Origin of the sequence: Streptomyces capillispiralis, assembly GCF_007829875.1 — a bacterium.
In the GTDB taxonomy this organism is placed as follows: Bacteria; Actinomycetota; Actinomycetes; order Streptomycetales; family Streptomycetaceae; genus Streptomyces; species Streptomyces capillispiralis.
Window position 1 is genome coordinate 3898426 of sequence record NZ_VIWV01000001.1, and the last position, 15945, is coordinate 3914370.

The following is a 15945-nucleotide window of genomic DNA, read 5'->3' on the forward strand; positions in this document are numbered from 1 at the left end:
CCCGGGTGAACGGTGAGTGAACCTGCGGCAGCGTTAAGGAAGTTACGCTCGGTGGCCACGGGCCGACGTCCGCAGACCGGATCGCCCCCTTGACATGTACGATCCGGCAAACCCAACCCTGCCCAAGATCGCCCTTGCGGGCCGTTAACCTTACGTGTCCGTCCTGGCCAGGGATTGACGGGCATCAACTCACGCGAAGGGTTGCGCACATGGGCATTCTCACTCTCCTGCGGAACGCGTTCGGACGGTCACGCAAAGCGAGGTCCGCCGAAGCGGAGGGTGCGGCGCCGGCCGCCGGGACGACGAGCACGTCCCCCGAGCCGACCACTTCGTCGGCCACCTCGCCGGCCACTTCACCGGCCACCTCGCCGTCGCCCGAACCGCAGGCCCCGGAACCGTCCGCGGAGACACCCGCGGTCCCGAAGGTTCCCTCCCCGTCCCCCGAGCCCACCCCGCCGTCCAGCACGGCGTCCGTCCCGGAGCCCCGCGAGGAACACGACCTCGTCGCCGCGGCCTTCGACAACGTCTCGGTCCCCACCCCCCTGGCCACCCCGCCCGACGACACCCCGACTCCGATCCCGGCACCGGCACCGGTTCCGGCACAGGAGACCACGGAGGAGACCACGGAGGAGCCGACCTCGGCCGAGGAGCAGGCGGCGGCGGAGTCCCCGGTCAAGGAGAAGGCGACCGAGGAGAACGCGGCTGAGAAGGACGCGGCCAAGGAGAACACGGCTGAGAAGGCTGCGGCCAAGGAGGCTGCGGCCAAGGAGGACACGGGCAAGGAGGACACGGCCGAAAAGACTGCGGCCGAGGAGTCCTCCACCGAGGAAGCCCCGATCACGGAGGCACCCGCCGAGGACGCCCCGGCCGCGGAGGCCCCTGCCGCGGAGGCCCCTGCCGAAGAGGCACCGGCCGAGGAAGTCACCGCCGAGAAGACACCGGTTGAGGAGGCACCCGCCGAGGACGCCCCGGCCGACGAGGACCCGGTCGCCGACGCCCCGGTCGCGGAAGCACCTGCCGAAGAAGCACCGGCGGAGCAGGTCCCCGCCGAGGACGCACCCGTCGCTGAGCAGACTCCGGCTGTCGAAGCCCCCGCCGAGGAGACCTCCACCGAGGAAGCCCCGGTCGCGGAAGCACCCGCCGAAGAGGCACCGGCTGTCGAAGCCCCGGCCGAGGAAGCCGCAACGGCCACCACGGACCCGGCTCCGGAAGCGGAAACGGAGACGCCGGAGGCGAATGAGGTCACGGAGACGGAGACGGTGACGCCGGAGGCGAAGGCTGCTCCGGAACCGGCTCCCGCCCCGGAGGACGAGTCCACGCCGGAGCCCGAGGCGGCCCCCGAGGCCGTGGCCACCCCGGACCCCGAGCCCGCTCCCGAACCGGAGCCGACCCCGGAGGCCGAGGCAAAGCCGGAGGCCGAGCCCGCGACCGAGACCGCCACCACCCCCGAAGCCGACGTCACCCCGGAGCCCGAGGCAACCCCCGAGCCCGAGCCGGACGCCGAGCCCGAGTCCGCCCCCGCCCCCGAGGCCGCCGACGGCGACGAGGCCCCCCAGGGGCCACCCGCACCCGACGACGAGAGCCGCACGGGTGGTACGGGTGGGGACGAAAGCCCGGCCGAAGGCGGAGCCGAGGCCGTCCCGGCCACCCTCACCACCGCCCACGACGCGGCCACCGCCGCCCTCGCCAAGAGCAACCTCACCGGCACCCGCGCCAAGGTCTACCTCGTACTCGACCGCTCCGCCTCCATGCGCCCGTACTACAAGGACGGCTCCGCCCAGGCCCTCGGCGAGCAGACCCTCGCCCTCGCCGCCGCCCTTGGCACCGGCACCGGCACGACCGTCCACGTCGTCTTCTTCTCCACCGAACTGGACGGCACCGGCGAGCTGACCCTCACCGACCACGAGAACAAGATCGACGAGCTGCACGCCGGCCTCGGCCGCATGGGCCGTACCAGCTACCACGCCGCCGTCGAGGCCGTCCTCGCCCAGCACGACAAGGAGCCCGCCGGCACCCCCGCCCTGGTGGTCTTCCAGACGGACGGTGCCCCCGACGCCAAGACCCCCGCCACCCAGGCCCTCACCAACGCGGCGAAGAGCCACCCCGCCGTCTTCTTCTCCTTCGTCGCCTTCGGTGAGCACGACAACAAGGCCTTCGACTACCTCCGCAAGCTGAAGACCGGCAACGCGTCGTTCTTCCACGCGGGCCCCACCCCCCGCGAGCTCACCGACCAGGAGCTGTACGAGGGCATCCTCGCCACCTGGCGCCCCTGACCCGGGCCCCACCGGATCCGAACGGATCCGACCCGATCCGACCCACCGGGGCGGGCGGAGCGCACGTACGAACGGACATTCCGCCCCGTACGCACGCACCGCCCGCCCCGAAACGCATGTGAGTCGATCTCCACGGGGCCAGTAGGATTTCGACCATGGCGGCCACTGGATCCGAGAAGCAGGGGGCGAAGGCGTACTACGTCTCGACCCCCATCTACTACGTCAACGACGCTCCTCACCTGGGCCACGCCTACACGACCGTTGCAGGGGACGTGCTCACGCGCTGGCACCGTCAGCGCGGCGAGAAGGTGTGGTACCTCACCGGCACGGACGAGCACGGTCAGAAGATCATGCGCACGGCCGAGGCGAACGGGGTCACCCCGCAGGCCTGGGCCGACAAGCTCGTCACGGAGGCATGGAAGCCCCTGTGGGAGCACCTCGACATCGCGAACGACGACTTCATCCGCACCACGCAGAAGCGGCACACCGACCGCGTCAAGGAATTCGTCCAGGATCTCTACGACAAGGGCGAGATCTACAAGGGCGGCTACGAGGGCCCGTACTGCGTCGGCTGCGAGGAGTACAAGCTCCCCGGTGAGCTGCTCGACGGCGAGGGCGAGTACGCGGGCCAGAAGCTGTGCCCGATCCACAAGAAGCCGGTGGAGATCCTCAGCGAGGAGAACTACTTCTTCAAGCTGAGCGAGTACGGCGAGAAGCTGCTCGCCCACTACGAGGCCAACCCCGGCTTCATCCAGCCGGAGTCCGCACGCAACGAGGTCGTGAACTTCGTCCGCCAGGGCTTGCAGGACCTGTCCATCTCCCGCTCGACGTTCGACTGGGGCGTGCCCGTCCCGTGGGACGACAAGCACGTGATCTACGTGTGGATCGACGCGCTGCTGAACTACGCCACGGCGGTCGGCTACAACGAGAACCCGGAGAAGTTCGGGGCGACGTTCCCCGCCGACGTCCACCTGGTCGGCAAGGACATCCTCCGCTTCCATGCGATCATCTGGCCCGCGATGCTGATGGCGCAGGGCCTCCCGCTGCCCGGGAAGATCGCCGCGAACGGCTGGCTGATGGTCGGCGGCGAGAAGATGAGCAAGTCCAACCTCACCGGCATCAAGCCGCAGGACCTGACCTCGCACTTCGGTGTGGACGCGTACCGCTGGTACTTCCTGCGGGCCATCGCCTTCGGCCAGGACGGCTCCTTCTCCTGGGAGGATTTCTCCGCCCGCTACACCAGCGAGCTGGCGAACGACTACGGCAACCTGGCGTCCCGCGTCGCGGCGATGGTCGGCAAGTACTTCGGCGGCGAGCTGCCGGCGTCGGCGGCCGACGGCGACGCGGAGCAGGCGATCCGCGACGGCCTCACCAAGGCCGTCGCGGAGGCCGACCGGAAGATCGGCGAGGAGCTGGACTTCCAGGGCGGCATCCTGGCCGTGTTCGACTTCGTGAAGCAGGTCAACGGCTACATCACCGAGCAGGAGCCCTGGAAGGTCGCCAAGGACACCTCCGACGAGGGCAGGGCCCGCCTGGCGACGATCCTCTACACGGCCGCGGAGTCCCTGCGCGCGGTCGCGGTCCTGCTCAACCCGATCATGCCGGAGACCTCCCAGAAGCTCTGGGACTCCCTCGGCGCGGAGGCCGGCCTCGGCGCCCTGGCGGACCAGAAGGTCCAGGAGTCCGGCACGTGGGGCCTGCTCCCCGCCGGCTCGACGGTCACCAAGGGCGCGGTCCTCTTCCCCCGCCTCGAGGAGAAGCCGACCGCATAGGACGGACGACACACGCCCAGAGGCCCGGAAACGACACGTTCCCGGGCCTCTGGTTCAGCTTCCCGACGTGTACGCCACGAAGTCGGCCCACGCGTGGCGCGTGAGCGCGAGCCGAGGCCCCCCTATGTGCTTGGAATCGCGGACGTGCACGACGTCGGGGGCCGTGGCGACCTCGATGCAGTCGTTGCCGTCGCCGCTGCTGCTGTAGCTGCTCTTGAACCAGGTCAGGTCGGAAGCGTCGTGGCTGGTGGAGGTGCCGGTCATGTCTCTCCAAGCATCTGCTCGATGAGGGCCCGCGACTCTCGGGGCGTGAGAGCCTGCGCCCGGATCATTCCATAGCGCAGTTCAAGGATCCTGAGCTGCTTCGGCTCGGACACCGGGCGACCGCTGAAGGCACCTTCGGAGCGGCCCACCGCCGTGCCGTCCGGGAACTTGAGCACCTCGATCAGTCCGCCCGTGCCGAAGTGTTCCTCGCAATCGGTCGGCATCACCTGAATCGAGACGTTCCGCAACTGCCCGAGTTCCAGCAGACGTTCAAGCTGCCGCCGCCAGACCATATGCAAGGCCCCCTGACGGGCCGGCCAGGCCCCAGAACCCGCCCGAGACTGACTTGCAGACGCCTTCACCCGTCCAGGTGAACATGGCCAACTCTGGTGCTGTCGAGCCCGGTTACCGGCCTACGCTCCACACGGAACAGGCAGTGGCATGTGCCACAGGCAATACCTTCACCATCCCCTACCCTCACTAACAGGAATTCCTATGGTCAGCTCGCCCCACGAGGCGATGCACCGCATCTTCCAGGAGAATCCGGGCCTCTTCTCCGGGCTTTCCGAGGTACTCGGCATCGACTTCCCCCCGCCCACCTCGGTCACCGTCCTGCCCAACGACCTCACCGAGACCAGCCCCGTCGAGCGCCGCGTGGACACTCTCCTGCGGCTGGACACGGAGGACGGCGAGCCGCTGCTCCTCGCGGTCGAGGCGCAGGGCGGGAAGGATTCGGGAAAGCCCGCCAGTTGGGCGTACTACGCCGCGTACCTGCTCGCGAAGTACCGGCTGCAGCCGCTCCTGCTCGTCGTCTGCCAGGACCGCGCCACGGCGGAATGGGCCGCGCGTGAGGTCCACTTCGGTCCCCGTCAGTGGCCGGTGCTGACCCTGCGGCCGCTCGTCGCGGGACCACACAACATGCCGGTGATCACCGACCCGGCCGAAGTTCGCAAGGATCTCGCCCTCGCTACTCTGGCAGCGATCACCCACGCGACGCACCCGGACGCCGGGGCCATACTCAAGTCAATGACGACCGTTCTGCGGGACACACCGCAGAGTATTGCCGACCCGATCATCGAACTCGTCGCACAAGGCCTGGGTAAGCACCCGGCCGCGGAACTCTGGAGGAAACTGGTGGCCGTGGACCTCTCCTTCTACAAGTCGTCCCTCTCCCAAGAACTCCGTGACGAAGGCCGAGCGGAAGGCCGAGCGGAAGGCCGAGCCGAGGGTGAGGCGCGTCGCGCCGCCGAGGACATCCTCGACATCCTGGAAGTGCGCGGCATCGACGTCCCCGAAGCGGTCAGGGAACGCATCACCGGCTGTGGTGACCCCGAGATCCTGCGCCACTGGCACCGTCGTGCGGTCACGGCCCCGACAGCCGAAGACGTCCTCACAGAGGAGTAACCCCGCCCCCTGACCGCAGGTCGGGGAGCGCCGGGAGCCGACGCGCACGTCTCGGGGAGAAGCCGACCCCGTAACGTGATCGCTACAGCGGGGCCCCGGGGGACGAGCGGACCTTCTCCCGGGCCCCCCGTTTTGCGAAGATCACGTGAAGGCGGTCGACATCCGGCCGCCGCCACTCATGTGGGGGGATCTTCCATGGCACTCTTCGGCAACGCGCACACCGTCGACCCGGCCCAGGCACAGCAGGACTACGCCCGGCTGCTCGGCCACGGCGAGCAGGTGCACGCCGCGTTCCTGCTGATCCGCGACACCATCCTGTTCACCGACCGCCGCCTGATCATGGTCGACAAGCAGGGGATCACCGGCAAGAAGGTGGAGTACCACTCCATCCCCTACCGCAGCATCACCCACTTCGCGGTGGAGACCGCCGGCACCTTCGACCTCGACGCCGAGCTGAAGATCTGGATCTCCGGCACCCCGACCCCCGTCGAGAAGACCTTCACCAAGGGCGTCGACATCTACGAAGTCCAGGCCATCCTCACCCAGTTCGTCGCCCGCTGACCCGCACGGGCCCTCATGACCTGGTTCGACCGCTCGCTGACGGCCACCGCGGCCGAGGACCTCTTCGCCAAGGCGGACGAGGCGTAGGAACCGGCTTCCTGAGGCGCGCCACGGCGAGGGGCCCGGAACCGATACGCGATACCGGTTCCGGGCCCCTTCCGTGCGTCGGGTTACTTCGGCTGCGGCTTGCGCACCGTCAGGTGGAGTTCCTTCAGGCGGGCCTCGTCCAGCTCCGTCGGTGCGCCCATCATCAGGTCCTGGGCGTTGCCGTTGAGCGGGAAGGCGATGGTCTCGCGGATGTTGGGCTCGTCGGCGAGCAGCATGACGATGCGGTCGACGCCGGGGGCGATACCGCCGTGCGGCGGCGCGCCGAAGCGGAACGCGCGGAGCATGCCGGCGAACTTCTCCTCGACCGTCTCGCGGTCGTAACCCGCGATCTCGAACGCCTTGAGCATGATCTCCGGCTCGTGGTTCCGGATCGCGCCGGAGGACAGCTCGACACCGTTGCAGACGATGTCGTACTGCCAGCCCAGGATGTCCAGCGGGTCCTGGGTCTCCAGGGCCTCCAGACCGCCCTGCGGCATCGAGAACGGGTTGTGCGAGAAGTCGATCGCGCCGGTGTCCTCGTCCTTCTCGTACATCGGGAAGTCGACGATCCAGCAGAAGCGGAAGACGTTCTCCTCGAAGTGGCCGGCGCGCTTCGCGGCCTCGACGCGGACCGCGCCCATGATCTTCGAGACCTCGTCGAACTCGCCCGCGCCGAAGAACACCGCGTGGCCCGCGGCCAGCGAGAGCCGCTTGGTCAGTTCGGCGACGTTCTCCTCGGTGAGGAACTTCGCGATCGGGCCGGACAGCGAGCCGTCCTCGGCCACCCGCACCCACGCCAGGCCCTTCGCGCCCTGGGAGACCGCGAAGTCACCGAGCTGGTCGAAGAACTTGCGGGGCTGGGCGGAGACGTCCGGCACCGGCAGCGCACGCACGTGCTTGCCGGCGAACGCCTTGAACTCCGAGCCCTCGAAGATGTCGGTGATGTCGACGAGCTCCAGCTGGGCGCGCAGGTCCGGCTTGTCGGAGCCGTACTTCAGCATCGCCTCGCGGAACGGGATGCGCGGGAACGGGGACGTCACATGACGCCCGTTGCCGAACTCCTCGAACAGCTCGGTCATCAGCTTCTCGATCGGCTGGAAGACGTCCTCCTGCTCGACGAAGCTCATCTCCACGTCGAGCTGGTAGAACTCGCCCGGCGAGCGGTCCGCGCGCGCGTCCTCGTCACGGAAGCAGGGCGCGATCTGGAAGTAGCGGTCGAAGCCGGAGATCATCAGCAGCTGCTTGAACTGCTGCGGCGCCTGAGGGAGGGCGTAGAACTTGCCCGGGTTCAGACGGGAGGGGACGACGAAGTCACGGGCGCCCTCGGGGGAGGTCGCGGACAGGATCGGCGTCGCCATCTCGTTGAAGCCCAGCGCCGTCATCTTCTGGCGGATCGCCGAGATGACCGACGTACGCAGCAGGATGTTGCGGTGCATGCGCTCACGGCGCAGGTCGAGGAAGCGGTACTCCAGGCGCCGCTCCTCGTTGACCCCGTCCTCCGCGTTGATCGTGAACGGCAGCGGAGCGGCGGCGCCCAGCACCTCGACCACGCCGACCTCGACCTCGACCTCACCGGTCGGCAGCTCGGCGTTGACGTTCTCCGTGCCACGCGAGACGACCTTGCCGTCGACGCGGACCACCGTCTCCTTGGAGAGCTTGTCCAGCGCCTCGTAGGCCTCCGTGCCCGGACGGGCCACGAGCTGCGTGATGCCGTAGTGATCGCGCAGATCGATGAAGAGGATGCCGCCCAGGTCGCGCCGATTGTGCAGCCAGCCACTCAGCCGGACGTCGGTGCCGACGTCAGAGGCGCGGAGCTCGCCGCAGGTGTGGGACCTGTACCGATGCATCGTCGTTCATCCAGCCTTCGCGGATCGGGGGCGTTGTTTCACGTGAAACTCCTCCCAGCCTACCGGCCACCCCAAGATCGCTTCTCCGCCATTACTCATCGATCGCGCTTCCGACTTCGGTGGCACTTTTCGGCGCCATCTTCATAAAGTGGTGCAATGCGTACTGGTGAGCCCCTGCCCGCCCTGGGGGACGTCCTCGCCGCCCTCGACACCGGCCTGTGGCACTGGGACACCGCCGCGGGGCTGGTCACGGTCGACTCCATGTCGGCCCGGCTGCTCGGACTGCCTCCCGAACAGGCGACGCTCACCGAGGCCCAGATCCGCTCACGGCTGCACCCCGTCGACTGGAACGAGATCACCGGCGTCGTCCAGCTCGCCGTCGCCGAGAGCACCCTCGCCGAAGTACGCATCCGGATCATGGACGACCGGAACCGGGTCCTGCGCGTGGTGCGCAGCCGTCTCAAACCGTCCTTCGACCGCATGCGCAAGGCCTATGTCCTCACCGGCACGCTCCAGGAGGTCACCGAGCCGACCCCGGGCACGCCCGCGGGCCGCAGCGCGGTCACGGGCGACTGGCGGCGCTCCCGGGAGGCGTTCCTGCTGGACGCGGGCCGGGCCCTGGCCGAGGCCAGGTCGACGCAGGAGGTGCTGCGGGTCGCCGCCAATCTGTCGATGCCCGGCTTCTCACCGGACGGACTGGCCGTGTTCGGCGTCGAGGGCGACCGGCTCACGATCATCGGCCACCACGGACACGAGCCCGGCGCCGACAATCCGTTCACCTACATGCCGATCGACACCGATTACCCGGCCGCCGAGGTGGTGCGCACCGGACGCGCGGTCTACCTCTCCTCCCCGGAGCAGTACAAGGCCCGCTACCCCCTCACCTGGCCGCTCGCCCAGCGCTTCGGCCGCCAGTCCTGGGCCTTCCTGCCGCTGACCGCCTCCGGCCGCACCATGGGCGCCTGGCTCGCCGCGTTCGCCTACCCGGTCGCGTTCACCCCCGACGAGCGTTCCGTGCTGACCACGGTGGCGCGGATGCTGGCCCAGGCGCTGACCCGCGCGGGCACGGCCGAGAGCGAGCGGGCGCTGACCGACGACCTGCAGCGCTCCATGATGCCGAAGCTCGGACCGCGCATCCCGGGCATGAGCGTCACCGCCCGCTACGTCCCCACCGGCGGCGGCCTCCAGGTCGGCGGCGACTGGTACGACGTGATCCCGCTGCCGAGCGGACGGTTCGCGCTGGTCATCGGGGACGTCCAGGGCCATGACGTACGGGCCGCCGGGCTGATGGGACAGCTGCGGATCGCGCTGCGGGCGTACGCCTCCGAGGGCCACCGCCCCGACGCCGTGCTCTCCCGCGCCTCCCGCTTCCTGCACGGGATCGGTGAGGCGGACCCCGCCGACACGCGCTTCGCGACCTGCCTCTACGTCGAGGTCGACCCCGCGAGCGGGGTGCTGGAGATAGCCCGCGCCGGGCACCCGGATCCGGTGATCCGGATGGCCGACGCGACGGTGCTGACCCGTCCGACGGCGGGCGGACTGCCCCTCGGCATCGACCCGGACGCCGACTACCCCACCACCCCGCTGCTCCTGGAGCCCGGCGAGACCCTGCTGGTCTGCACGGACGGGCTGATCGAGACCGGCGGCCACGACCTGGAGACCGGCTGGCAGCGGCTGCGCGCCATCCTCGAGGGGCACAAGGGCAACCAGGAGGAACTGGCCGACGCCCTGGTGCAGGGGGTGCACGGCCCCTCCTCGCACCACACCACCGGCCCGCTGGCCGACCGCCGCGAGGACGACATCGCCGTACTGCTGCTGTGCCGGCAGGGCGACGGATGCGGCTGCGGCGCGGACACGGACACCGTGCGGCCGCCGGTGCGCCGCACGATGCTGACGGTGGCGCAGGCCGAGCCCGAGCGGGTCGCGGTGGCCCGGCAGCAACTGCGCGAGCTGCTGCACGACTGGTCCTCGGCGGACCAGGTGGACTCGGCGGTGCTGCTGCTGTCGGAGATGCTCACCAACGTGCTGGTGCACACCGACACCGACGCCCTGCTGCTCGCCGAGGTGACCGGCGGCGGCGACGGCCGCCGTATGCGCATCGAGGTCACCGACGCCGGGGACGACCTGCCGCACCTGCGCAGACCGGGTGAGCTGGCGTCCTCCGGACGCGGCCTGCTCATGATCGAGCTCCTCGCCCACACCTGGGGCGTCGACCCGCGCGGCGAGGGCAAGAGCATCTGGTTCGAGCTGTACGAGCGGGAGGGCGAAGGGCACCGGCGGCCGGACGGCCACCACCACCACTGAGGCGAGCCCCGCCCCGGTCGTGACCGGGACGGGGCTCGTACGGCGACGGACGGCTCCGGCAGCCCTACCGGTCCGCCCCCGGCCCCTCCTCGGACATCCCGTGCACGGCCGGGATGGTGCCCAGGCGGCCCTTCTGGAAGTCCTCGAACGCCTGCTGCAGCTCGTCCCTGGTGTTCATGACGAACGGACCGTAGTGCGCCATCGGCTCCCGGATCGGCCGGCCGCCGAGCAGGACGACCTCCAGGTCCGGCGTGTGCGCGTCCTGCTTGTCGTCCGCGCGGACGGTCAGCGAGGACCCCGTGCCGAACACCGCGGTCTGCCCCGTCTGCACCGGGCGCCGCTCGCTGCCGACGCTGCCGCGGCCCGCGAGGACGTAGGCGAGGGCGTTGAAGTCCTCCCGCCAGGGCAGCGTGACCTCGGCGCCCGGCGCGAGCGTCGCGTGGATCATCGTGATCGGCGTGTGCGTGATGCCCGGGCCCTCGTGGCCGTCCAGCTCACCGGCGATGACACGGAGCAGCGCGCCGCCGTCGGGGGAGGTGAGCAGTTGGACGCTGCCGCTGCGGATGTCCTGGTAGCGGGGGGCCATCATCTTGTCCTTGGCCGGGAGGTTCACCCAGAGCTGGAGCCCGTGGAACAGCCCGCCGGAGACGACCAGGTGTTCCGGCGGCGCCTCGATGTGCAGCAGGCCGGCGCCGGCCGTCATCCACTGGGTGTCGCCGTTGGTGATGGTGCCGCCGCCACCGTTGGAGTCCTGGTGGTCGAAGATCCCGTCGATGATGTAGGTGACGGTCTCGAAGCCGCGGTGCGGGTGCCAGGGGGTGCCCTTCGGCTCCCCGGGCGCGTACTCCACCTCGCCCATCTGGTCCATCATGATGAACGGGTCGAGATGGCGGTAGTTGATCCCGGCGAACGCCCGGCGCACCGGGAAGCCCTCGCCCTCGAACCCGCTCGGAGCGGTCGTGACGGTGAGCACGGGACGTGCCAGGGCGTCGGCGGCCGCGGTCACGCGGGGCAGCGTCAACGGGTTCTCGACGGTCACTGCAGGCATGTCGGTACCTCCTCGGTTAACGCCCACTTTAGTTGAGCGTTGAACTTCCTGCTACCCGGAACAGAGAAAGCCCGGAGGGAATTCCCTCCGGGCTCAGCGTGCGGGCAGGGCCGGCCGGCCGCACTCGGGGCACTATCCGTACATACGGCGCATGGCGAAGTCGACCATCTGCTCCACGGCCTTCGCGTCGAACACCATCCGGTGCTCGCCCTCCATGTCCAGCACGAAGCCGTAGCCGGTCGGCAGCAGGTCGATCACCTCGGCGCCGGTGATCACGAAGTACTTGGACTCCTTGCCCGCGTACCGCCGCAGCTCCTTGAGCGAGGTGAACATCGGGATCACCGGCTGCTGGGTGTTGTGCAGGGCGAGGAACCCCGGGTTGTCGCCGCGCGGGCAGTACACCTTGGAGGTGGCGAAGACCTGCTGGAAGTCCTCGGCCGCCATCTGGCCCGTGGTGAACGCGCGCACCGCGTCGGCGAGCGAGGGCGCGGACGGCTCGGGGTACAGCGGCGCCTGCTGCCCGTACCCGCCCTGCATCTGCTGCTGCGGCGGGACGTAACCCTGCTGTGCGCCTGCGCTCTGGTCGTAGCCGTACATGCCGCACAGACTACTGACCCCGCGGGAGGGCTGGGTCACAGATGTCCCGATCGGGGTTGCTTCTTATTACCGACGGGTAGCATCATCGTAGCTACTTGTCGGTACGTGAATCAGTTGCGAGGAGTCAGTGCCTCGCCGATCCCTCTCTAACGGAGCCGTCGCCATGGGGCACTACAAGTCGAATCTCCGCGACATCGAGTTCAACCTCTTCGAAGTACTCGGGCGCGACAAGCTGTACGGCACGGGCCCGTTCGAGGAGATGGACACCGAGACCGCGAAGAGCATCCTCGACGAGCTGACCCGGCTCGCGGAGAACGAGCTCGCCGAGTCCTTCACCGACGCCGACCGCAACCCGCCGGTCTTCGACCCGGAGACCCACACCGCGCCGGTCCCGGCGTCCTTCAAGAAGAGCTACCAGGCCTTCATGGACTCCGAGTACTGGCGCCTGGGCCTGCCCGAGGCCATCGGCGGCACCACCGCCCCGCCCTCGCTGATCTGGGCGTACGCCGAGCTGATCCTGGGCGCCAACCCGGCCGTGTGGATGTACTCCTCCGGTCCGGCCTTCGCCGGCATCCTCCACGACGAGGGCAACGAGACCCAGAAGAAGATCGCGCGGATCGCCGTCGAGAAGCAGTGGGGCTCCACCATGGTCCTCACCGAGCCGGACGCCGGCTCGGACGTGGGCGCCGGCCGCACCAGGGCCGTGCGGCAGGAGGACGGCTCCTGGCACATCGAGGGCGTGAAGCGGTTCATCACGTCCGGCGAACACGACATGTCGGAGAACATCCTCCACTACGTGCTGGCCCGCCCCGAGGGCGCCGGACCCGGCACCAAGGGCCTGTCCCTCTTCCTCGTCCCGAAGTACCTCTTCGACGTCGAGACCGGCGAGCTGGGCGAGCGCAACGGCGTCTACGCCACCAACGTCGAGCACAAGATGGGCCTGAAGGCCTCCAACACCTGCGAGATGACCTTCGGCGACCGCCACCCCGCCAAGGGCTGGCTGATCGGCGACAAGCACGACGGCATCCGCCAGATGTTCCGCATCATCGAGTTCGCCCGCATGATGGTCGGCACGAAGGCGATCTCCACGCTGTCCACGGGCTACCTCAACGCGCTGGAGTACGCCAAGGAGCGCGTCCAGGGCCCCGACCTGGCCAACTTCATGGACAAGACCGCGCCCAAGGTCACCATCACCCACCACCCCGACGTGCGCCGCTCGCTGATGACGCAGAAGGCGTACGCGGAGGGCATGCGCGCCCTCGTCCTCCACACCGCCTCCGTCCAGGACACGATCGCGGTGAAGGAGGCGAACGGCGAGGACGCCTCCGCCGAGCACGCGCTCAACGACCTGCTCCTGCCCATCGTCAAGGGCTACGGTTCCGAGAAGGGCTACGAGCAGCTCGCCCAGTCGCTGCAGACCTTCGGCGGCTCCGGCTTCCTCCAGGAGTACCCGATCGAGCAGTACATCCGGGACTCCAAGATCGACACCCTCTACGAGGGCACCACGGCGATCCAGGGCCAGGACTTCTTCTTCCGCAAGATCGTCCGCAACCAGGGCGCGGCCCTGAACTCGCTGGCCGAGGACATCAAGAAGTTCCTCGCCCTGGGCACCGGCGGCGAGGAGCTGGCCGGCGCCCGCGAGCACCTGGCCAGGGCGGCCGTCGAGCTGGAGGCCATCGTCGGCCTGATGCTCACCGACCTCGCGGCCACCGAGCAGGACGTCAAGAACATCTACAAGGTGGGCCTGAACACCACCCGCCTGCTGATGGCCTCCGGCGACGTGATCGTCGGCCACCTGCTCCTCAGGGGCGCGGCGATCGCCGCCGAGAAGCTCCAGACGGCCTCCGCCAAGGACAGGGCGTTCTACACCGGCAAGATCGCCGCCGCGAAGTTCTTCGCGGCCAACGTCCTGCCCGGCGTCACCCTGGCCCGCAAGATCGCCGAGGGCGTCGAGCTGGACCTGATGGAGCTGGACGAGGCGGCGTTCTAGCCCCACCCCGGACAGACCCCGCGAGACGTCCTCGTGCGTCCGCCGAGCCCCCGCGAGGGCCCGCTCCCGCCCAGGGAGTCGGGCCCTCGCGCTCGTTAAGGTGAACCCCATGAGCGAACCCCCCCGCTTCGATCGCGGCCACACCGACGACCTCATGTCCTTCCTGGCGGCGAGCCCCACGCCGTACCACGCCGTGGCGAACGCCGCCGAGCGGCTGGAGAAGGCGGGCTTCCGGCAGGTCGCGGAGACGGACGTCTGGGACGGGACGGCCGGCGGCAAGTACGTGCTGCGCGGCGGCGCGATCATCGCCTGGTACGTCCCCGAGGGAGCCACCGCGCACACCCCCTTCCGGATCGTCGGCGCCCACACCGACTCCCCCAACCTGCGCGTGAAGCCCCGCCCCGACAGCGGGGCGCACGGCTGGCGCCAAGTGGCCGTGGAGATCTACGGCGGTCCGCTGCTCAACTCCTGGCTCGACCGCGACCTGGGCCTGGCCGGCCGGCTCTCCCTGCGCGACGGCTCCACCCGCCTGGTCAACGTCGACCGCCCGCTGCTGCGAGTCCCCCAGCTCGCCATCCACCTGGACCGCTCGGTCGGCTCCGAGGGCCTCAAGCTCGACAAGCAGCGGCACATGCAGCCGGTCTGGGGCATGGGTGACGACGTGCGCGACGGCGACCTCATCGCCTTCCTGGAGGAGACCGCCGGCCTGCCGTCCGGCGAGGTCACCGGCTGGGACCTGATGGTGCACTCCGTGGAGCCGCCCGCCTACCTGGGCCGCGACCGCGAGCTGGTGGCCGGCCCGCGCATGGACAACCTGCTGTCCGTGCACGCCGGCACCGCCGCCCTCGCCGCGGTGGCGAACCGGGGCGCCGACCTGACCCGCATCCCGGTGCTCGCCGCCTTCGACCACGAGGAGAACGGCTCCCAGTCCGACACCGGCGCGGACGGCCCGCTGCTCGGCAGTGTCCTGGAGCGCTCGGTGTTCGCGCGCGGAGGCTCGTACGAGGACCGGGCCCGCGCCTTCGCCGGCACCGTCTGCCTCTCCTCCGACACCGGCCACGCCGTCCACCCCAACTACGCGGAGCGGCACGACCCGACGCACCACCCGCGCGTCGACGGCGGCCCCATCCTCAAGGTCAACGTCAACAACCGGTACGCCACGGACGGTTCGGGCCGGGCGGTGTTCGCGGCCGCCTGCGACAAGGCGAACGTGCCCTTCCAGTCCTTCGTGTCCAACAATGCGATGCCGTGCGGCACCACCATCGGCCCGATCACCGCGGCCCGGCACGGCATCCGGACCGTCGACATCGGCGTGGCCATCCTGTCGATGCACAGCGCCCGCGAACTGTGCGGCGCCAACGACCCCCACCTGCTGGCGAACGCGCTGGTGGCGTTCCTCGACGGGTAGTCAACTCCCCCACGGCGCATGAGGAGCGCCCGCCCGGGTACCCGGTGTCGACCGGAACCACCGGACAGGGAGGCGACACTCATGGGCCTCGGCGGATGCATCATCCTCATCGCCGTGGGAGCAATCCTCACGTTCGCGACCGACTGGGACATGCAGGGTGTCAACCTTGACCTGGTCGGCATCATCTTCATGATCGTCGGTCTGATCGGCGTCGCGACCTTCAGCAGCATCGCCCGCCGCCGGCGGGTCGTCGTACCGCCCGCCACGCCGGTCGTCGACGACACCCGCCCGCACACCCGTGACGGCTACAGCGACGGGTACGGCGTCTGACCGGGCACGCGATGCGCACCACCACGGGCGCGGGAGACAGGTTCTCCCGCGCCTTCGCCG

General features: G+C 69.7%; 12 protein-coding genes and 1 pseudogene. 8 read left to right on the plus strand and 5 right to left on the minus strand.

Annotated elements, in window-relative coordinates:
• The first annotated feature begins 209 nt into the window (after positions 1-209).
• Both FHX78_RS16630 and metG read left to right on the plus strand, forming a co-directional pair.
• Positions 210-2273: a VWA domain-containing protein gene (locus tag FHX78_RS16630; protein WP_145868242.1), complete on the plus strand. Its 2064-nt coding sequence runs from the start codon at positions 210-212 to the stop codon at positions 2271-2273.
• Positions 2274-2428: 155 nt separating this feature from the next.
• Entirely contained in the window at positions 2429-4045 is a 1617-nt protein-coding gene (metG, locus tag FHX78_RS16635) for a methionine--tRNA ligase (protein WP_145868243.1), read from the plus strand.
• A gap of 54 nt (positions 4046-4099) precedes the next feature.
• Here metG and FHX78_RS16640 read toward each other — a convergent pair whose 3' ends face one another.
• Together FHX78_RS16640 and FHX78_RS16645 are read right to left on the minus strand one after the other, a co-directional pair.
• A complete protein-coding gene (locus FHX78_RS16640) occupies positions 4100-4309 on the minus strand; it encodes a DUF397 domain-containing protein (protein WP_145868244.1) in 210 nt (69 codons plus the stop codon).
• A pseudogene (locus FHX78_RS16645) lies at positions 4306-4602 on the minus strand (Scr1 family TA system antitoxin-like transcriptional regulator); the annotation flags it as partial. The pseudogene FHX78_RS16645 and the gene FHX78_RS16640, both read right to left, overlap by 4 nt.
• A gap of 202 nt (positions 4603-4804) precedes the next feature.
• On the opposite strand from FHX78_RS16645, the gene FHX78_RS16650 reads away from it, so the two are divergent.
• Complete coding sequence (locus FHX78_RS16650; protein ID WP_189908564.1) at positions 4805-5713, plus strand: RpnC/YadD family protein; 909 nt, start codon at positions 4805-4807, stop codon at positions 5711-5713.
• Positions 5714-5908: 195 nt separating this feature from the next.
• Positions 5909-6274 carry a PH domain-containing protein gene (locus FHX78_RS16655; protein WP_145868245.1) on the plus strand — a complete coding sequence of 122 codons (366 nt, stop codon included), beginning with the start codon at positions 5909-5911 and terminating at the stop codon, positions 6272-6274.
• Between the two features lie 170 nt (positions 6275-6444).
• Here FHX78_RS16655 and aspS read toward each other — a convergent pair whose 3' ends face one another.
• On the minus strand, positions 6445-8208 hold the full coding sequence (gene aspS, locus FHX78_RS16660; protein WP_145868246.1) for an aspartate--tRNA ligase: 1764 nt from the start codon (positions 8206-8208) through the stop codon (positions 6445-6447).
• 156 nt (positions 8209-8364) lie between these two features.
• Here aspS and FHX78_RS16665 point away from each other — a divergent pair, with 156 nt between their 5' ends.
• Positions 8365-10512: a SpoIIE family protein phosphatase gene (locus FHX78_RS16665; RefSeq protein WP_145868247.1), complete on the plus strand. Its 2148-nt coding sequence runs from the start codon at positions 8365-8367 to the stop codon at positions 10510-10512.
• Positions 10513-10576: 64 nt separating this feature from the next.
• On the opposite strand, the gene FHX78_RS16670 is transcribed toward FHX78_RS16665, so the two are convergent.
• Together FHX78_RS16670 and FHX78_RS16675 are read right to left on the minus strand one after the other, a co-directional pair.
• Entirely contained in the window at positions 10577-11560 is a 984-nt protein-coding gene (locus FHX78_RS16670) for a pirin family protein (RefSeq protein WP_145868248.1), read from the minus strand.
• Positions 11561-11692: 132 nt separating this feature from the next.
• A complete protein-coding gene (locus FHX78_RS16675) occupies positions 11693-12157 on the minus strand; it encodes an SseB family protein (RefSeq protein ID WP_145868249.1) in 465 nt (154 codons plus the stop codon).
• A gap of 163 nt (positions 12158-12320) precedes the next feature.
• Here FHX78_RS16675 and FHX78_RS16680 point away from each other — a divergent pair, with 163 nt between their 5' ends.
• The 3 genes from FHX78_RS16680 (at position 12321) to FHX78_RS16690 (ending at position 15885) form a co-directional block, all read left to right on the plus strand.
• Positions 12321-14147 (plus strand): acyl-CoA dehydrogenase, encoded by a 1827-nt coding sequence (locus FHX78_RS16680; protein WP_145868250.1) that lies wholly within the window; start codon positions 12321-12323, stop codon positions 14145-14147.
• A 109-nt stretch (positions 14148-14256) separates the two neighbouring features.
• Positions 14257-15555, plus strand: coding sequence for a M18 family aminopeptidase (locus tag FHX78_RS16685; RefSeq protein WP_145868251.1), 1299 nt, complete (start codon positions 14257-14259; stop codon positions 15553-15555).
• 81 nt (positions 15556-15636) lie between these two features.
• Positions 15637-15885, plus strand: a complete 249-nt coding sequence (locus tag FHX78_RS16690; protein WP_145868252.1) for a DUF6458 family protein — start codon at positions 15637-15639, stop codon at positions 15883-15885.
• The last annotated feature ends 60 nt before the right edge of the window (positions 15886-15945 follow it).